Source organism: Brevibacterium marinum, from assembly GCF_011927955.1.
In the GTDB taxonomy this organism is placed as follows: Bacteria; Actinomycetota; Actinomycetes; order Actinomycetales; family Brevibacteriaceae; genus Brevibacterium; species Brevibacterium marinum.
On record NZ_JAATJN010000001.1, the window covers coordinates 472,456 to 490,232 of the forward strand.

At 63.4% G+C, this 17,777-nt stretch carries 16 protein-coding genes and 1 pseudogene; 11 read left to right on the top strand and 6 right to left on the bottom strand.

Annotation, left to right across the window (positions count from 1 at the left end; all coding sequences use genetic code 11):
- Window positions 1–29: 29 nt before the first annotated feature.
- From BKA07_RS02030 to BKA07_RS02065, 8 genes and pseudogenes are all read left to right on the top strand, one after another.
- Window positions 30–557, top strand: coding sequence for a MaoC family dehydratase (locus BKA07_RS02030; protein WP_167949427.1), 528 nt, complete (start codon window positions 30–32; stop codon window positions 555–557).
- Between the two features lie 66 nt (window positions 558–623).
- Window positions 624–1,787 carry a CaiB/BaiF CoA transferase family protein gene (locus tag BKA07_RS02035; protein WP_167949428.1) on the top strand — a complete coding sequence of 388 codons (1,164 nt, stop codon included), beginning with the start codon at window positions 624–626 and terminating at the stop codon, window positions 1,785–1,787.
- A 4-nt stretch (window positions 1,788–1,791) separates the two neighbouring features.
- Window positions 1,792–2,946 (top strand): acyl-CoA dehydrogenase family protein, encoded by a 1,155-nt coding sequence (locus BKA07_RS02040; RefSeq protein WP_167949429.1) that lies wholly within the window; start codon window positions 1,792–1,794, stop codon window positions 2,944–2,946.
- 14 nt (window positions 2,947–2,960) lie between these two features.
- The gene (locus BKA07_RS02045; protein ID WP_167949430.1) at window positions 2,961–4,334 is read left to right on the top strand and encodes an MmgE/PrpD family protein; all 1,374 of its coding nucleotides are present in this window, start codon (window positions 2,961–2,963) and stop codon (window positions 4,332–4,334) included.
- Window positions 4,327–5,184, top strand: coding sequence for an aldolase/citrate lyase family protein (locus BKA07_RS02050; protein WP_167949431.1), 858 nt, complete (start codon window positions 4,327–4,329; stop codon window positions 5,182–5,184). The genes BKA07_RS02045 and BKA07_RS02050 overlap by 8 nt, the downstream gene beginning before the upstream one ends.
- Before the next feature lie 257 nt (window positions 5,185–5,441).
- Window positions 5,442–5,852: pseudogene (locus BKA07_RS02055) on the top strand (acyl-CoA dehydrogenase family protein); the annotation flags it as partial.
- 70 nt (window positions 5,853–5,922) lie between these two features.
- On the top strand, window positions 5,923–6,612 hold the full coding sequence (locus BKA07_RS02060; RefSeq protein ID WP_167949433.1) for a FadR/GntR family transcriptional regulator: 690 nt from the start codon (window positions 5,923–5,925) through the stop codon (window positions 6,610–6,612).
- Between the two features lie 78 nt (window positions 6,613–6,690).
- Window positions 6,691–6,945, top strand: a complete 255-nt coding sequence (locus BKA07_RS02065) for a hypothetical protein (RefSeq protein ID WP_167949434.1) — start codon at window positions 6,691–6,693, stop codon at window positions 6,943–6,945.
- Here BKA07_RS02065 and BKA07_RS02070 read toward each other — a convergent pair whose 3' ends face one another.
- Genes BKA07_RS02070 through BKA07_RS02085 form a run of 4 tightly spaced genes read right to left on the bottom strand, consistent with a single transcriptional unit; the run spans window position 6,946 to window position 12,356 of the window.
- Window positions 6,946–7,230 carry a hypothetical protein gene (locus BKA07_RS02070; RefSeq protein ID WP_209043836.1) on the bottom strand — a complete coding sequence of 95 codons (285 nt, stop codon included), beginning with the start codon at window positions 7,228–7,230 and terminating at the stop codon, window positions 6,946–6,948.
- A 29-nt stretch (window positions 7,231–7,259) separates the two neighbouring features.
- Window positions 7,260–10,169, bottom strand: a complete 2,910-nt coding sequence (locus BKA07_RS02075; protein ID WP_167949435.1) for an FAD-linked oxidase C-terminal domain-containing protein — start codon at window positions 10,167–10,169, stop codon at window positions 7,260–7,262.
- Window positions 10,170–10,179: 10 nt separating this feature from the next.
- Window positions 10,180–11,781, bottom strand: a complete 1,602-nt coding sequence (locus tag BKA07_RS02080; RefSeq protein ID WP_167952766.1) for a GMC family oxidoreductase — start codon at window positions 11,779–11,781, stop codon at window positions 10,180–10,182.
- Window positions 11,781–12,356 (bottom strand): hypothetical protein, encoded by a 576-nt coding sequence (locus tag BKA07_RS02085; RefSeq protein ID WP_167949436.1) that lies wholly within the window; start codon window positions 12,354–12,356, stop codon window positions 11,781–11,783. The genes BKA07_RS02080 and BKA07_RS02085 overlap by 1 nt, the downstream gene beginning before the upstream one ends.
- Before the next feature lie 136 nt (window positions 12,357–12,492).
- On the opposite strand from BKA07_RS02085, the gene BKA07_RS02090 reads away from it, so the two are divergent.
- The 3 genes from BKA07_RS02090 (at window position 12,493) to BKA07_RS02100 (ending at window position 14,585) form a co-directional block, all read left to right on the top strand.
- Window positions 12,493–13,251 carry an IclR family transcriptional regulator gene (locus BKA07_RS02090; RefSeq protein ID WP_167949437.1) on the top strand — a complete coding sequence of 253 codons (759 nt, stop codon included), beginning with the start codon at window positions 12,493–12,495 and terminating at the stop codon, window positions 13,249–13,251.
- A 130-nt stretch (window positions 13,252–13,381) separates the two neighbouring features.
- Window positions 13,382–14,167 carry an acetoin reductase gene (locus BKA07_RS02095; RefSeq protein WP_167949438.1) on the top strand — a complete coding sequence of 262 codons (786 nt, stop codon included), beginning with the start codon at window positions 13,382–13,384 and terminating at the stop codon, window positions 14,165–14,167.
- 88 nt (window positions 14,168–14,255) lie between these two features.
- Entirely contained in the window at window positions 14,256–14,585 is a 330-nt protein-coding gene (locus BKA07_RS02100) for a putative quinol monooxygenase (protein ID WP_167949439.1), read from the top strand.
- Between the two features lie 181 nt (window positions 14,586–14,766).
- Here BKA07_RS02100 and BKA07_RS02105 read toward each other — a convergent pair whose 3' ends face one another.
- Together BKA07_RS02105 and BKA07_RS02110 are read right to left on the bottom strand one after the other, a co-directional pair.
- Window positions 14,767–15,738 (bottom strand): hypothetical protein, encoded by a 972-nt coding sequence (locus tag BKA07_RS02105; protein ID WP_167949440.1) that lies wholly within the window; start codon window positions 15,736–15,738, stop codon window positions 14,767–14,769.
- Between the two features lie 606 nt (window positions 15,739–16,344).
- Complete coding sequence (locus BKA07_RS02110) at window positions 16,345–17,592, bottom strand: CaiB/BaiF CoA transferase family protein (RefSeq protein WP_167949441.1); 1,248 nt, start codon at window positions 17,590–17,592, stop codon at window positions 16,345–16,347.
- Window positions 17,593–17,777: the final 185 nt, after the last annotated feature.

A 17,777-nucleotide genomic window follows, 5' to 3' on the forward strand; every position in this document is an offset into this window, starting at 1 on the left:
TCACACCACCGCAAAGAAAAGAGAAAGACATGACCACCCACGACGCCACCGTCGGCCGATACTTCGAGGACTACACCGTCGGCGACGTGTACCAGCATCCCTTCGGCCGCACCATCACCGAGGCGGACAACGTCTGGCTGACGAACCTGACGATGAATACGAACCAGAACCACTTCAACGATCACTTCGCCGCCCAAAACCCGATCACCGACGGCAAAGTCATCGTCAACTCGGGACTCACAGTGGCCCTCGTCCTCGGGCTGACGGTGTACGACATGAGTCAGAACGCGATCTCGAACCTCGCATTCACCGACATCATGTTCCGCCACCCGGTCTACATCGGGGACACGATCTATGCAGAAAGTGTGTGCACCGAGACCCGCCGATCGCAATCACGCGAATACGCCGGGATCATCTCGATGACGACGCGGGGTCTGAATCAGGACGGAACGACAGTGGTCACCTGGAAGCGATCAGTCATGGTCGCCACCCGGGACAGCGGAATCGGGCAGGGATACTTCCCCGAGTCGACGGACAGCGTCACCGACTACAGCTGATCAGGCACCACACCGCCCCGCACCCTCTTACATGCCCACCGAGGCAACACCGCAGAAGGAGACAGGATGAAGCCCCTTGAGGACATCCGCATCATCGCCGTCGAACAGTACGGCGCCGGACCCTGGGGATCGATGCAGCTCGCCGACCTCGGCGCAGACGTCATCAAGATCGAGGATCCGAACACCGGCGGCGACATCGGCCGCTACGTCCCGCCCTACCGCGAAGACACCGACTCCCTGTTCTACGAGTCCTTCAATCGCAACAAACGCAGCATCGCGCTGAGCCTCAACGATCCGTCCGATCGCGAGATCTTCGACCGCCTCGTCGCCGGTGCCGATGTCGTGTATTCGAACCTGCGCGGCGATGTGCCCGCCAAGCTCGGCCTCACCTTCGAAACGCTGCGCCATCTCAACGAGCAGATCGTGTGCTGCAACCTCTCCGGGTACGGCGGGGAGGGAACTGCTGCGAAACGACCGGGCTACGACTACATGCTCCAATCCGCGGCCGGGTGGATGGACATCACGGGAGAACCCGATGGTCCCCCGACGAAGTCCGGACTCTCACTCGTCGACTTCAGCGGCGGCCTCGTCGCGGCCATCTCGATGCTCGCCGCGGTCCACGCCGCGCGTCGCGACGGCACGGGCTCCGACTGCGATCTCAGCCTCTTCGACACCGCCGTATCGATGCTCACCTATGTGGGCAACTGGCATCTCAATGAAGGCTTCGAACCCCAGCGGACGACGAAGTCCTCGCATCCCTCGCTCGTCCCGTTCCAGGCCTTCGAAGCCAGCGACGGCTGGCTCACCGTCGGCTGCGCCAAGGAGAAGTTCTATATCCGGCTGACGGAAGTGATCGGCGACGTTCGGCTGAACGCGGAGAAGTTCTCGAGCTTCGATCGCCGCATCGAGCACAAGGACGAACTGCTGGCCATCCTCGACGAGGCTTTCCACCGCCGCACCGCCGACGAATGGGTCGACCTGCTCGAAGCGGCGGGAGTGCCCGTGGCGAAGGTCAAGAGCGTCGCCGAGGCGCTGCAGGATCCGCTCGTCGCAGAACGCGGCCTCGTCTTCGACACCGAGCACAGCCGCTGGGGAACCGTGAAAAACGTCGCGACGGCGCCGCGGGTGGGCCCCCGACTCACCGACAACCGCGCCGCCCCCCGAATCGACGAACACCGATCCGAGCTCCTCGCCGAGCTCGACGACACAATCACGCGCAAAGGAGCCTGAGACCATGTTCGAACTCAGCGAAGAGCAGAGCGATTTCAAGACATCGCTGCGGAATTTTGTCGACAAGGAGATCATTCCGGTCGCCCGGGAAATGGAAGCCGAGGGCGACTACCCCACCGCCATCGTCGAGCAACTCAAGGAGATGGGCCTCTTCGGACTGACCATTCCCGAGGAGCACGACGGTCTGGGCATCGACCCGGTGTCCTTCGGCATCGTCTTCGAAGAGCTGGCCCGCGGCTGGATGGGAATCGCCGGCATCCTCGGCAGCCACACCATGGCGTCGAAGATGATCGCCGAGCACGGCACCGACGAGCAGAAGGCAAAGTACCTGCGTGCCCTCGCCGCAGGTGAGCGACGCACGGCGCTCGCGCTGACCGAGTCCGATGCCGGAACCGACCTGCAGGGCATCAAGACCACCGCGAAGAAAGTCGATGGCACCTACGTCATCAACGGGTCGAAGATGTGGATCACGAATGCCAGGTACGCGGACCCGCTTCCGGTGCTCGTCAAGACCGATTCGACGACCACGCCGGCCCATCGCGGCATGAGCATCCTGCTCGTCGAGGCCGGCACACCGGGATTCGCGGTGACCAAGGACATCCCGAAGCTCGGCTACAAGGGCCCCGAAAGCTGTGAGATCGTCTTCGACAACTGCGAGGTCGACGAATCCGCACTGCTCGGCGGGGTCGAAGGGCGCGGCATGCAGCAGGTGCTCTCGGCCCTGCAGTGGGGACGGGTGAATATCGCCGGTCGCTCCGTCGGCATTGCGCAGCGTGCCCTCGAGGAATCGGTCGCCTACGCCCAGGACCGCGAGTCCTTCGGCCAGCCGATCTCCGAGTTCCAGGCCATCCAGCTCCGCGTCGGCAGGATGGCCACGCGTGTCCAGGCTTCTCGTCAGCTCATGTACTGGTCGGCCCAGTCCCTGCTCCAGGGCCGTGCCGACGGGGAGACGGGAATGGCGAAGGTATTCTGCTCGGAGGTCGCTCTCGAGTCCGCGATCGAGGCGATGTCGATCCACGGCGGATACGGCTATTCGAAGGAATACGAGATCGAACGGCTCTATCGCGATGCGCCTCTGATGAGCATCGGCGAGGGCACGAACGACATCCTCAACACGGTGATCGCGAAGTCGGTCTTCGCCGGCCGCACCAAGATCTGAACTCAGGAGACCTCATGACCAGCATTTCCCAGACCATCGCCTCCGCCGTCGCCGGCATCACCTTGGCCGACATCCCACAGGAGGTCCAGACCCGCGCCCGGCATCTCCTGCTCGACTCGATCGGCGTCGGCATCGCCGCCAGCACCACCGACTTCGCCGAGGTGGCCCTCAAGGGCCTGAACTCGCTCGATTCCGGCGATGTGCCCGTGATCGGACGCACCTCGACGCTGTCGAAGTCGGGAGCTGCCATCGCAAACGGCCTGATGATCCACGGGCACGACTTCGACGACACGCACATCGCCGCCGTCTCCCACGTCAGCGCCTCGTCTCTTGCAGCGGTCATCAGCGCCGCCGCCGGCGACGAGTCCGTGAGCTTCGGCGACCTCCTGCTCGGCTACATCCTCGCGATCGAGGTTAACGCCCGGCTGGGCATGGCCGCCGACGGCCGTTTCCACGACAAGGGGTTCCACCCCACGGGAGTTCTCGGATCGTTCGGATCTGCGATCGGCGCGGGCCGAGTCCATGGACTCACAACCGACCAGCTCGTCGCCGCCCAGGGCATCGCGGGCTCCTTCTCCTCCGGTGTTCTGCAGTTCCTCGATGAAGGCGCACCGACGAAGCGCCTTCATCCCGGGTGGGCTGCCAACGCGGGACTGCACGCCGTCTCCCTCGCCGCCGCAAGGTTCGACGGACCGACCGAGATCTACGAGGGTCGATTCGGTCTCTATCGCACCCACATCCAGGACGCTTCGGCACCGGGCGCGGAGCTTTTCGCGAGCCTCGGCGAGGTGTGGGAGGTCGCCAACGTTGCGGTCAAACCGTTCCCCACCTGCCATTTCACCCACTCCTTCATCGACATCGCAACGCGCCTGCGCGAGGATCCGGGCTTCGACTACGACGAGATCGAATCGATCACGGCGAAGATCCACGATGTGCCCGCGAAAGTCGTGTGCGAACCGGTCGAGGACAAGCTGCGGCCGCGCAGCGAATACGACGCGAAGTTCAGTCTGCCCTTCATCACGGCGGCAGCCCTCAGGCATGGGAAGATCACCTTCACCGAGCTCGATGAAGCGGCCCGCGGCGAGGAGGCGGTGCTCGCCACGGCTACTCTGGTCACCGTCGAACACGATGAGGCCAGCCTCTACCCGAAGGCCTTCTCCAGTGATCTGTCGATCACGCTCAGAAACGGCACCGTGCTGCACGAAGCTGAGCAGGTCAACAGAGGCCACGAATCACGGCCCCTGACCAACGCCGAGGTGGCGGCCAAGTTCGGAGACTGTACCCTCCCCGTGATCGGAGAGGAGAGGACCGCGTCGATCCGATCGACGATCACCGAGTCCTCGGTCGAGCGCCCTGCTGTCGAGATCATCGGAGCCTTCAGTGGCTGAGGAAGGCCTTCGGTCCTCCGGACCCTTCGCCCCTGTCGACCGGATGGGGGCGAAGGGTCCGGCCTGGCTGTTCGTCCCGGGCGACCAACCCGAACGCTTCGCCAAGGCCGTCGCCGCCGCGGACCTCGCGATCATCGACCTCGAGGATGCGGTCCGCGCCGAGGACAAGGCCGGGGCAAGGGAGGCGCTGGCTGCGGCCGAGCTCCTCGACCCACGACAGATCTGCGTCCGGATCAACGGCTTCGGCACCGATCACATCGAGGCCGACCTCGCTCTCGTGCGCGCGCTCGGCATCGGCACGGTCATGCTTCCTATGGCCGAATCGGATCAGCCGTTCGACTCTCTTGACGGTCTCACGGTGATCGCTCTCGTCGAGACCGCACGAGGGGTGATGGAGGCCGCGCATATCGCCGCACACCCTCACGTGTCCGCGCTGGCCTTGGGTTCGGCGGACCTGCAGCTGGACCTCCGGGGCCGGTCACGGCCCGATTCGCACGCCCGATTCGACGATCTCCTCGGCTTCGCCAGAGCCCAGCTGCTCTTCGCCGCGCGCGCCGCCGACATCGCCGTCATCGATTCCGTCCACATCGCCCTCGATGACGCCCCCGGCTTGGCGCGGGAGGCGGCGGTGGCCGCGATCTACGGATTCGACGGGAAGCTCGCGATCCATCCCACGCAGGTCCAGGCCGTCCGCACCGCCTTCGCGCCGACTCCCGACGAGCTCGGCTGGGCCCGTACGGTCGTTGCCGAAGCCAGGTCACGGTCAGAAGGCGCCTTTGCCCTCGACGGTGAACTCATCGACGAGGTCGTCATCCGCCGCGCCGAGATGCTGCTGCGATTCACTTCCTGAATTCCGTCTTTTTAACCACAGCGACAGTGCCTCGAATCCACGGTTCGAGGCACTGTCAGTGTCAGCATCCCACCCACCAGTCAGAGAAGGACAATCATGTTCGACACCTACCGTCTCACCGATGAACACGAAGAGATCCGCCCCTTCGCGGGGCCGAGGAGTATGGCGGGGCCGTCGCACTCGCTACAGCGATCATCATCGATAAGATCGCCCGCGACTGCGTCTCCTCCTCGCTGATCCCGGCGGTGAACAACCCCGGGGACAAAGGCAGCCCGACCATGGAACTCACCTTCACCGATTGCCCCAGTCCGGCCGTCCGAATCGTCGGCGAGGAGGGAGATGGCCTTAAGGTGGCCTTGCGGGCTCTCGACCACACTCGCATTACGATTGCTTCACGGGCCGTCGGCGTCGACCAAGGCGCTTTGGACTATGCGATCGGATACCTGAAGGAGCGGAAACAGTTTGGTCAGCGCATCGTCGAGTTCCAGGGAATCCAGTTCATATTCGCGGCCAAGGTCTTCGCCTCCGATGCCGCCATGGAGATCACCACCGACGCCGTGCGGCTGCTCGGCGGAGCAGAGTACGTCGTCGACCATCCCGTGGAACGGATCTGTGAAGGAACCGACCAGGTGCAGCGACTCGTGATGGGTCGCAGCCTCCTGAGCTGAGGAGCTGACACAGTGAGGGACACAAGCGTTCGGCCGACGGTCGAACAGCTGACGATAAGGGAGGATTGAGATGGTGGAACCGAGAACAGCCTACGCCGTCGTCGCCGGGAAGCTGCGACGACAGATCCTCGACGGGACGTTCAGTCCCGGATCCCGACTCCCCTCTGACGCCGAGCTCCGCGAGACACATGCCGTGGGCCAGTCGACGATTCGTGAGGCCTTGAGGACTCTGGCGAGCGAGCACCTGGTCAAGAGTGTGCGCGGAGTGAATGGCGGAACCTTCGTGACCACACCCACTGTCGGACATCTGGGCTCTCAGCTCGAACTCGGCGTCACTCTGCTCGCTTCGACGGAGTCGATTTCCATCGACAACCTGATGGAGATCCGTCACATCACCGAGGTGCCAGCGGCAGGCTATGCCGCCTCCCGCCGTTCCGATGACGACCTGGATAAGCTACGCAGCTCGGACCCGAGCCTGCACAGCGAGGAGTCGTCGTTCTCCAGCCACTCGACGTTCCATCAGCAGATCGTCGAGGCCGCGCACAATCCGCTGCTAGAGGTCGTGACCATTCCACTGTTCAATGCGCTCCAGAACATTGTCGGGGAAGCGAATGCCGCAACCAACATCGGCACGAGTGTCAGCCATGACCACTCGGGGCTCTTCGACGCCATCACCCAGCGGAATTCCATGGCCGCGATGGCCCTGATGCGTCAGCATCTCGACACCGTCTCGGAGTACTACCGGAGCCTCGAGCTCTAAGTGTGTGCGACCGTGAGGCCGGCCCTGGTCGGGCACCCGACCAGGGCCTGGTCGGGGAGGACAGGGGCAAGGGCCAGGTTGATCGAGTCGAAGACACGATTGACCTGGGAGAAACGGGCGAAGCGCGAAGTCGACGCTGGCTCCTGCGGGCAGCGGTTGGCCTGGCGAGCCGGTCACGTAGGCGAGCCTCCGAGCACCAAGTCATCACCGTCGGCGTCGAGGTCTGCGAAGATCATCCCGCAGCTCGGTCCCATCGCCATATGGGAGAACGCGATGACGCGGATCCCGGCCAACGGCAGCACCGCCTCGTCGACGGTGGACGATCTGCCATGATCACGCTTGGTGGGCCGCCGGCACCGCTGGGATCTGGGACAGGCTCGACGTGAGCTCGTGCCCGACGGCCGCGACGAGCGGTTCGCGAACCTCGGCGAGCGCTTCGACATCGACGCCGGTGGCCACGCCTTCGCAGTGCAGGAGGTGGACGAGGTTGGCATTGCCGATGGTGTCGGCCACCTCGATGCCGTGTGCGCCGGCGTCGACGAAGAGCCGCAGCACCTCGACGAGGTGGCCGGCATCCGGATCAGCATCTGAACCGCCTCGGTGACGACCACAGCCCATTCGACGACACAGTCTGCGTCCGCGGCGGGTCACTGCCTCGACTGCCCGACGAGGTCATCGAGTGCTTCGAGGATGTGCCGATACGGCTTCCCGGTCGTCCGCGTCATCCCGATCTCACACGTCCTGTTCGTCGAGGCGTGAAGAGCAGCATCGATCGTTTCGACCTCGACCGCCTCGTCCTTCGTCGCCGAGGCGGTGAGTTCGGGATGGAGCATGCCCCGGTCCCCCGCGAAGGCGCAACAGCCCCACGAATCCGGCACGTTGACCTCATCGGCGATGGATCCGGCGAGCGCGGTCAGGTCCTCATTGATGCCCAGTTGGGTCGACGAACATGTCGGGTGGAGGGTGATCGAGGGCAGACGGACATCGGCCGGGAGCATGCCTCGATCCTGCAGCGCAGGGAGCAGCGTCTGCTTGGCGAAGGCCACGGCATCGATGATCTCGAAATCCTCGCTTGCGTCGGACGCTGCAGTCTCACCGGCCGCCCCGGTCACCTCAGTCTCACCGGTCACGTCGCCGAGGAGAACGCGCAGTCCCTCTGTGCACGATGAGGCGTCGCAGACAACGGCGAGTCTGCCGCCGTCGGTGGCCTCCCACAGCTCTCTGCGGACGTACTTCTGCATCGTGGCTGACCCCTCGGCCATTCCCTTCGACTTCCACGGGGTTCCGCAGCACAGGGACGGGATGCCCCGTGGAGTGCGCAGCGAGATTCCGGCTCGTTCGCACAGGCGCCGGAAGGCCCCGGCGACGCCGTCACCGCTGCCGCCTTCTTCGGGCCCGAACATCGTGTTCGTGCAGCTGGAGAACCACACGACGTCCGGATCCGGCGCCGAGACCGCCACTCGCTTGGCACCCCCGGCCGGGAGATCCTCGGTGTAGCTCGGAACGGTCTCTTCACCCAGAAGGCTGCGGCCGATGCCCGTGGCTGCCGCGGACAGTTTTGTGGGCATCGCCTTCGCCGAACTCAGCGCCACCGCTCCAGCGGAGCTGACCAGACCCCAGCTCTTGGCGGCAGCATTCCAACCAGCCTCTTCGACTCTGTTCGTGTTCTCCCGGCGCAGCCTGCGCACGAGGTCGCCGGTGTTGATGAAGACCGGGCATGCCGTCTGGCACATCCCGTCGACGGCGCATGTGTCGATCCCGTCGTAGTCGTACTCAGCGCGGAGGGTCCTGGTCAGCTCCTCGTCTCCCGCCGCCTCGGCGCGGGCCATCTCCCGTCGCAGGACGATGCGTTCGCGCGGGGTCAGGGTGAGATCGCGACTGGGGCACACCGGTTCGCAGTATCCGCATTCGACGCACCGGTCGACTTCCTCCTCCGTCGTCGGGGTGGTCTTGAGGTCGCGCAGGTGCGCTCTCGGATCGTCGCTGAGCAGGACACCCGGATTGAGCAGGGACTGCGGATCGACGAGTTCCTTGACTCTCTTCATCACGGAATAGAGTTCGTCACCGACCTGCCTCCGGACGAATGGAGCCATGATCCTCCCCGTGCCGTGTTCGGCCTTGAGTGTTCCTCCTCGGGAGAGCACGAGGTCGACCATCGCCTCGGTGAATGCCTCATATCTGCCGAGGTCGAAGTCCGCATCGCCCCCGGTCCCGCTGCCGAATTCCTCGGTGATCATGAAATGGATATTGCCGTCCTTCGCATGTCCGAAGATCACGGCGTCGGAGTAGCCGTATTCGTCGAACAGCTCGCTCAAGGCGGTGCAGGTCTCGCCGAGACGGTCGACCGGGACGGCGATGTCCTCGAGCAGCGCGGCGGTCCCCGAAGCACGATTGCCCGCGACCGCTGTGAACAGGCCCTTCCGTGTGTGCCACAGGGCCGTTCTCCTTCGCGGATCAGTCGTCAGCTCAGCCGGCCGGCTCAATCGGAATTCCTTGAAGACCGGAAGCGCCCGGGTCACCGCCGTCTCCAGATCGTCCTCCGTCTCCTCCTGGAATTCGACGAGCAGTGCGCAGTGCGAGTCCACATCGAGGTTGCGGATCTCCTCCGGGCATTTCTCGTCACGTTGGGCGACCCGAAGGCTGGTGGCGTCGAGAAGTTCGACGGTGGCGGCGCCGGTGGCGATGATGTCCGGGAGCACCGAGGTGGCCGTGGGCAGATCGTCGAAGACGAGCAGTCCCGTCGAGGCGTGGGCCAGCAGCGGCACGGTGCGGAAGGTCGCCTCGGCGACGAAGGCGAGAGTCCCCTCGCTGCCGATGACCAGGTGCTCGAGGATGCGCACCGGGTCGTCGTGGTCGAGGAAGGAGTTGAGGCCGTAGCCCATGGTGTTCTTGATGGCGTGGAGCTGGATGATTCGCTCGACCGCCTCGGCGTCGGCACGGATCTGTTCTCTGAGCTCGCGCAGTCCCGCGTGGAGGTCCGGTTCCGCTGCCTGCAGGCGCTCATCGGCATCGGGCGCCGAGGTGTCGAGAACGGTTCCGCTGGGGAGGACGAGGACTGCCGAGTCGAGAGTCCGATAGGTGTTTACTTCGATCCCACAGGCCATTCCCGAAGAGTTGTTGGCCACGACCCCGCCGATGGTGCAGGCAACCTCACTGGCCGGGTCCGGGCCCAGTTTCCGTCCGTGTCTGAGCAGTCGCGCATTCACCGCCCTGACCACGGCCCCGGGCCCGCAACGGACCCGGGCACCGTCGTCGACCACGTCGATGTCCCTGAAATGCCTTCTCGTGTCCACGAGCACCGCATCCGATACGGACTGCCCCGACAGGCTGGTCCCACCGGATCGGAAAGTCAGCGGCACACCGGACTTTCGTGATGCAGCGAACAGTGCCGCAATCTCGCCCCGGGTCCTCGGCTTCACCACGGCCTGCGGAGTCAGCAGGTAGTGGGAAGCATCATGCGCGGCTGCCAGACGGTCGCTCGCGCGGGCACCGACCTCGTCGACGGCGGATCGCAGATGCTCGATGAGCCCGGTGTCGACAGTGGAAAGCAGGGACACGTGATACCTCCTAGAGCTGCTGGGTGCGCAGCTGCTCGGCGATGTAGTCAGCTTGTCGGATGGCCAGGGCGACGATGGTCAGGGTCGGGTTCGCCGCTGCGCTGGATGTGAAGACCGATCCATCGGAGATGAACAGGTTCTTCATATCGTGTGCACGACCCCATTTGTCGACTACACCGTCTTCGGGCCGCTCACTCATTCTGGCAGTGCCGAGATTGTGTGTCGACGGATAGGGCGGTGTCCGATGTGAGGTCTGTGCTCCGACCGCCCGGAAGACGCTCTCCCCTGCTGAATAGGCGTGTTCGCGCATGGCGAGGTCGTTGACGTGATCGTTGTAGTGGACGTTCGGCACCGGCAGGCCGTGCTGATCCTTGACCGTGGTGTTGAGCGTGATCCGGTTGGATTCCTGAGGCAGGTCCTCGCCTACGATCCACATGCCGGCCGTGTTGAGGTAGCGATCCAGGAGGGCGGCAAAGTCAGGGCCCCACGCCCCGGGATCGACGAACGCCGACATGAAGGCCGGGCCCAAGGCAATGGTCTCCATGTAGTAGCCGCCGGAGAATCCTCGATCGGGGTCATGGATCGACTCGTCGGCGATGACGCCGGCCATGGTCTCACCGCGATACATGCGCACGGGCTTGTCGAAGTGCCCCCACACGGTCCCGGTGAGGTGACGCATGTAGTTGCGACCCACCTGGCCCGAGGAATTGGCGAGACCATCGGGGAAGCTCGGTGTCGCCGACAGGAGCAGCAGTCGAGGTGTTTCTATCGAGTTGCCGGCCACACAGACCAGCTTGGCGGCCTGACGCTGCAGGTTACCCTCCCCGTCGAGGTAGAGGACTGCATCGGCATTGCCCTGAGAGTCGTGGGTGATCTGCACGGCCTGAGAATCGGGCCGAAGGTCGAGCAGCCCCGTCTCTTCTGCTCGCGGAATCTCTCGGACCAGGGTCGACCATTTGGACTTGTTCTTATCCCCTTGGAAGTTGAATCCGTCCTGGATGGAGGCCGGTCGGCCGTCGTACTCTTCGGCGTTGGTGGCGTACGGTCCGGTGGCGTAGTAGCGGTATCCGACTTCTTCGGCACCATTGGCGAAGACCTTGTAATTGTTGTTCGCCGGCAGTGGCGGACGCCCGTGGACGTGGGTCGAACCCATCGACTTCTCCGCCCGGTCGTAGTACGGGGCCAGCTCGTCGAGGGTGATCGGCCAGTCGAGGAGATTGGCCTCTTCGATGCGCCCATAGGCGCTGCGTGTCCGGAACTCATGGTTCTTGAATCGCGGGGTGGCTCCCGACCAGTGTGTCGTCGTTCCGCCCACCGCTTTGACGATCCACGCCGGCAGGTTGGGGAAGTCTCTCGAGATTCTCCATGAACCGGTCGTCGTCCGCGGATCGAGCCAGGCCATCTGGTTGAAGGCTTCCCACTCGTTGTTGACGTAGTCGTCATGGCCCAAGTAGGGACCTGCCTCGAGGACGACGACCGGGATGCCCTTTGCGGTCAGCTCGTGGGCGAGTGTGCCGCCTCCGGCACCCGATCCGATGATGACGACCGCTTCTTCGTTCTCGTCGATGCTGTAGTCGGTGACGCTGCCACCGGATGCTGGTTTGTCTGCCATCATTTCTTCACCTTGCCCATGTCAGCCTGCTCAGCCGTCGGTTGATTCGTCGATTCGTCTGCCACGTTGACCGGCTGCGGGCTCACTTGCGCACCCGCGCCGAGTTCCGGCAGGCTTTCGCCTTCCGGATAGAGGATCCGTGGTTCCGGCAGCCAATCGAGATCGTTGAAGCCTCGGTCGACGTAGCCGCCCTGATCGAACGAGGGACCTTCATATCCCAAGATCTCCCATACCTCGGCGTCGTCGTACAGATTGAGGACCGCAGTGCGACGGACGAATCCGAAGAATTCTGTGCCTTCGACCCTCCGCAGCACTCGCAGAGCCGAGTCATCATCGAGGGAGCAGAAGCTGCCCTCGGAGAGCTGGTCGAGTGACTGCAGTCCTTGGATGAGTGCGACCCGGAACCAGGTCTCGGTGTCGGCTTCGACGAGGATCTTGTCGGCGGTGCGCTCGTAGGGCGCGTCGGGAAAATTCTCGTGCGGGAATGCCACTCGCAGGACTCTGACGAGTGTTCGCCTGGCTTCGTCGGTCATCTCCATCGCGTTCAACGACGGAAATTTGGCAGGGAATGCCATGTGGTGCTCCTTTGCTCCTCTACTGTCCACCCGGTGGTCCCGGGCAACATTGCCGAACCGGTCACAGACAAACTATGTGAACTGGACCACTGCCCACTATCCTTATTCTCACGAGACGATAAACAAGGGAGAGCGATTGTCGAACAGTGCCGTCATCAACCGGGTCTTCTCCGTGCTCGAGGCGGTGTCGGCTTCAGGCAGCGCTTCGGCGAAGACCGTAGCCGACCGTCTGGAGATCCCTCTCCCCACGGTCTATCGTCTGCTCCACGAACTCGAGGACAGCAACTACCTCGTCTATCTCCAGGACGACAAGTGCTTCGAACTCGGCCCCAAGTGCTTCGAACTCGGACTTTCGTTCCAGCAGCGCCTCGTCGCTCCTCAACCCATCCGCCAGATCACCGATGAGCTTCATCGCACTCTCGGCACAGCTGCCTACTTCGCGATCTATCGTGGCTCTGACATTCTGCTGACCTACTCTTCCGACTGCGAGAAGCATCCCAGGCTCCGCCCCTTGCGCTTCGGTTTCAACGAGGCCGCTCATGCCACTGCCTTCGGTAAGATCCTGCTCTCGGCCATGCCCGAGCCGCAGCGGGCCGAATACCTCGACGCCCGGGGAATGCCGGTGCTCACTCCGCATACCATCGTGCGCCGAGACCTACTCGACAACCACCTGGAACAAGTCGCCACCCGGGGCATCGCCTGGGAGCACGACGAGTTCCTGCCGCGGCAGACCTGTGCTGCGGTTCCCGTTCGCGATGGCACCGGCATGCAGGTCGGAGCGATTGCTGTGAGCACCCCTTCGAGCAAGGCGACCGGGCGCACGAAAGTCCTCGAGTCGAAGCTGCGTGAACACGCCGGCTTGTGCTCGAGATACCTGCGTAGCGGGGCCCGCTGATCACTCATGCCCGAAGCGGGCTTCGCTCGAACAAGTTTCTCGTCACATGAGAAGGACCGTATTCTCCCGAGCTGATTCGCGCACAGACTGATCGTGCTCACTCAAGGACGAGACACGAAGGAGTACAACCATGAGCACGACCACCAGCGTCGCTGTCGTCACTGGATCAGCACGGGGAATCGGGCAGGGCATCGCGCAGCGCCTCGGAGCCGACGGCCACCACGTCATCGTGGCCGATCTGCCGACCATGCAGGAGGGAGTACAGGAGACGGTATCGACCATCGAAGCTGCCGGCGGCAAGGCAACGGGTGCCGAGGTCGACGTCACCGATCAGGCCTCGATCGAAGCCCTCGTGGCCACCGCGGTGGAGGTCGGCGGTAAGCTCGACGTCTTCGTGGCCAATGCCGGCATCGCCCAGGTCGAACCCCTGATCGACTACTCCAAAGAGGATTTCGAGAAGATCCTCAACGTCAACATCACCGGCGTCTTCCTGTCCTACCAGGCCGCTGCCAAGCAGATGATCGAACAGGGCAACGGCGGAAAGATCATCGGCGCGGCGTCGATCGTCGCCTTCCGCCCGTTCGCGCTGCTCTCTCCCTATTCGGCCACCAAATGGGCAGTACGCGGACTCACGCAGGGCGCTGCCATGGAATGGGCCAAACACGGCATCACCGTCAATGCCTATGGACCGGGAATCGTCGGAACCTCGATGTGGGACCTCATCGATGAGAAGCTCGGAGAACAGGAGGGACTGGCCAAGGGAGAGGCGATCAAGAAGTACGCAGGAGACATCCTCCTCGGACGAGTGTCGGTCCCCGAGGACGTGGCGAACATCGTCTCGTTCCTGTCCAGCGAAGACTCGGACTACATCACCGGTCAGACCATGCTCGTCGACGGCGGCATGCAGTTCTCCTGAAGCAGACAACCGTCGGGGAAGACACCGATGGTCGACACAGCCACCAGCAGAAGCAATCAAGCGTCGCAACAGACAAGAAAGGATCGCTATGATATTCATCGTCGTCAAATTCCAGGTCAAGCCCGAGCAGGCCGAGGCGTGGCCGCAGATCACCAAGGAATTCACCGAGGCGACCCGTGCCGAACCGGGCAACAAATGGTTCGACTGGTCACGCAGCCTCGACGATCCCAACCAGTACGTCCTTGTCGAGGCATTCGACGACGACGCCGCCGAAGCGCATGTGAAGTCCGATCATTTCCAGAAGGCGACAGCCGACGGCGGCCCCATGAACAGCGCGCTGGCTTCGACCCCGAAGATCATCTCTCGTCAGATCGACGGCGAGGGCTGGGATGAGATGGGGGAGCTCCAGGTGGACTGATGTCCGACCTGTGACCCCGTTCCATCCGAAAGCGGACCCTTCGAACATGTCGAGGGGTCCGCTTCGCAGCCTCAGGGAATTGCGGCAGCCACAACCGTGAGATTCTCAGGCAACAGATTGTAGGTCTGTGGCTCGAAATTCAACACTATTCTCCCTCGAATTCGCTGCTTCTCGGCGGCGACTATTCGAGTGGAGCTCCACCGCCCAGCAGCCATTTGTGCTCGCTCTTGAGCTTCTGCTCAAAATGGTTCCGAATCTTGCGCTCGAGCAGAATCCAGTTCGTGCGACTCGTCACCTTCATGATTACCCACCCCTGCTGGCGGAGAGCCTCGTCTCTGGTGATATCGCTGGTCCACTGCGATTTGGATGTCCGGTGATGGTCGCCTTCGTACTCGAGCGCCAACATAACTTGAGGGTATCCCAAATCGGGTTCCACAGTACGGTTCAGCAACGGACAGAACACCTGTGGATGGACAATCGGCTCTGGCAGACCACAGTTCACTGCCCACAGTCGCAGAGCGGTTTCTTGCGGCGAATCAACGGTTTCACGAATCATTGAAAGTGCAGCTTCGACCCGTCCTCGGTTCCTCAAATATCGTCGTGCGCTGATCTTGGTTTGCAGGAACTCAAGACTGCATAGTGGGGGTCCATGCCAGTTTCCGACAATGGCGTCTCCCACTGCAATGAGCTCGTCGCGCGTCATCACCTCGGCGAGGTCGAGGAATACACTGACAGGGGAACACATCGGCAATTCGAACCAGTACCCAGCCTCTAATATGCCATGTCGACGCACTGTCATCCCTTTTCGAGATACCTTCCGGTTCAGATCGAAGATCACCAGATGCAGATGGTCATTCTGCATTCTGTTCGGCAGCGGTAATCCGAACAGGCGAGCCGCAGAGGTACCTCCAGCAGCAATCTCGGGAACGACCATTGCCACCGCCCTGAGTTTGAGACTCTCCTCCATCCACTCGTCCCCTGCCCAGTTCGGAGTCGGATGCTCAACGAGTGTCAGCTCATCACGGTGGACGCCGTCTGTGATGGCGCGAAAGCGTGGATCATATCTCAGATGATGCTGACTGATCCCACGCTCTTGAGCTTCGCTGGTCCTGAAGAGCGACGGATACTTCCTGTGCTCAATGTGAATATCCATGGTGACCAAGCATGGCGACACAGCACAGGATCGGCATCAGACGAAAATCGCCCTGTGGATAGAAGCCAGGCATCCACAAGAGGATTGCTCGCGAGTCCGAATTCCCCCACAGGACGACAGCGCATCAGTGAACGCACCAGCGTCATCACGCGCATGCCAAGACCAGTCAGCTTTTCGAGGGAGCAGAACGTAGAAAATTTCGACAGAAATCAACGTTCTGGCCCCTCGAAACGGCAGGGTCAACCGGAAGTAGTTGGAAAGGAGGTCCCCGCGGTCCACAGTCACGGCACATGAGTGGGTTTCAGGCGCTCGACAGCAGGCCTCTACTCAGCCGACGTCGTCGCCGAGGTCGATGTACTCAGCCGACTTCGGCGCCGACGTCGATGTACTCAGCCTACTCAGCGGTGCCGGAGGTCCGTCCCGGTAGCGGATTTTGTGCTCAGCGGGTGTGGGCACGTCGCTACGCCGACTCGATCACACCGAACACTCCGACCATCATGTCGTTGACGCTGGCTCCGGCGGGCAGCATGACGGGACCTGACCCCCGATCAGTGGGACGCCACGTCTCGGATGCGCGGGCTTGTGGTCAAGCCTGCAGGCTCGTGCTCAGTCCCGCTCGGGCGGCTGCCCGCCCAGCTGCTCGAGCACCTCGGCGGTGTGTTCTCCCAGATCCGGGCCCAGATGATCGATGGAAATCGACGCTCCGCCGATGACCGGGGTGATGCCGGGGAAGGCGACATCGGACAGGGTCTCTTCGCCGGTCGAGACGTCGAGGTGCTGGATCATGCCGCGAGCGGCGAGCTGCTCGTCGACGACGAGGTCCTCTGCGGTGTAGATCGGGCCCGCTGGAACTCCCGCGGATTCCAAGGTCTCGACCACCTCGGCGACATCGCGCTTCGCACACCAGGCTCCGATCGCCTCGTCGAGCTCCTCGCGCCGATCCCAGCGGGCGGCGTTGGTCTGCAGTTCGGGGTCCTCGCCGAGGTCGGGGCGGTCGACGGCCGTCATGAGGCGTTTGAAGATTCCGTCCCCGTTGCCGGCGATGACCACGGACTTGCCGCCGGCGCAGAGGTAGCCGTTCGACGGGGCGATGCCCTCCATCCGACCGCCGGTGCGGGTGCGCGTCTCACCGAAGGCGGAGTAGTCGGGGACGAGGGACTCCATGACGGAGAACATGGCTTCGTTGAGGGCGACGTCGACCGTGCGATCGGCCAAGGGCCCTTCGCCCTCGAAGCTGTGGTCGGAGCCGACGACCGCCTCGGCAGCTCCGGTGATCTTCTGACGCTGACGGTCGAAGAGCATCATCACCGCACCGAATGCGGCCTGCATTCCGGCGATGGAATCACCGATCGAGACGCCCACTCGCACCGGGGGCCGGTCGGGGTCACCGACGAGCTCGCGGAACCCGGAGTAGCCTTCGGCGACGGCGGCGAAGCCAGGACGCTCGGACATGGGGCCACTCTGGCCGAAGGCAGAGATGCGCACGAGGACGATGTCGGGGTTGGCATCCTCGAGGACATCGGGGCCCAGGCCCCATTTCTCGATGGTCCCGGGTCGGAAGTTCTCGAGCACGATGTCGGACCGACGCACGAGCTCGAGGGCAGAGGCCCTACCCTCGTCCGAACGGAGGTCGAGCACGACAGACTTCTTGTTGCGGTTGATGGTGCGGTAGAGCATCGAGGTGGTGCCCTCTTTGAGCCGCCAGCTGCGGAGCTCGTCGCCCGTCTCCGGACGCTCGACCTTGATGACCTCCGCTCCGAAGTCGGCAAGCATGCGTCCGGTGGTGGGTGCCGCGATGTAGTTGCCGAGTTCGAGGACTCGCACACCGCTCAGTGGAAGACGACGTGCTGTCATGTCGATGCTCCTGTTCGTCGATCGGCTTCGGACCTGGATGCCGGACCGCGCCGGGTTGTGTCTCTGCAATAGTGCCAGGCCAGCGGGGTCAGCGGCGACATTTCACCACTCAGGGAGTCATACGACGGAAGCCGGTGGTCCTGTGAAAGGTGGCTGCAGGACGTCGGGACCTGCAGGGCGGTGAC

Excerpts from the sequence above, each read along its gene's own strand:
- BKA07_RS02110 (WP_167949441.1), bottom strand. The coding sequence starts at position 17,592 with ATGACAGCACGTCGTCTTCCACTGAGCGGTGTGCGAGTCCTCGAACTC.
- BKA07_RS02100 (WP_167949439.1), top strand. The coding sequence starts at position 14,256 with ATGATATTCATCGTCGTCAAATTCCAGGTCAAGCCCGAGCAGGCCGAG.
- BKA07_RS02105 (WP_167949440.1), bottom strand. The coding sequence starts at position 15,738 with ATGGATATTCACATTGAGCACAGGAAGTATCCGTCGCTCTTCAGGACC.
- BKA07_RS02070 (WP_209043836.1), bottom strand. The coding sequence starts at position 7,230 with ATGGGCTGTGGTCGTCACCGAGGCGGTTCAGATGCTGATCCGGATGCC.
- BKA07_RS02060 (WP_167949433.1), top strand. The coding sequence starts at position 5,923 with ATGGTGGAACCGAGAACAGCCTACGCCGTCGTCGCCGGGAAGCTGCGA.
- BKA07_RS02030 (WP_167949427.1), top strand. The coding sequence starts at position 30 with ATGACCACCCACGACGCCACCGTCGGCCGATACTTCGAGGACTACACC.
- BKA07_RS02040 (WP_167949429.1), top strand. The coding sequence starts at position 1,792 with ATGTTCGAACTCAGCGAAGAGCAGAGCGATTTCAAGACATCGCTGCGG.
- BKA07_RS02080 (WP_167952766.1), bottom strand. The coding sequence starts at position 11,781 with ATGGCAGACAAACCAGCATCCGGTGGCAGCGTCACCGACTACAGCATC.
- BKA07_RS02035 (WP_167949428.1), top strand. The coding sequence starts at position 624 with ATGAAGCCCCTTGAGGACATCCGCATCATCGCCGTCGAACAGTACGGC.
- BKA07_RS02095 (WP_167949438.1), top strand. The coding sequence starts at position 13,382 with ATGAGCACGACCACCAGCGTCGCTGTCGTCACTGGATCAGCACGGGGA.
- BKA07_RS02045 (WP_167949430.1), top strand. The coding sequence starts at position 2,961 with ATGACCAGCATTTCCCAGACCATCGCCTCCGCCGTCGCCGGCATCACC.
- BKA07_RS02085 (WP_167949436.1), bottom strand. The coding sequence starts at position 12,356 with ATGGCATTCCCTGCCAAATTTCCGTCGTTGAACGCGATGGAGATGACC.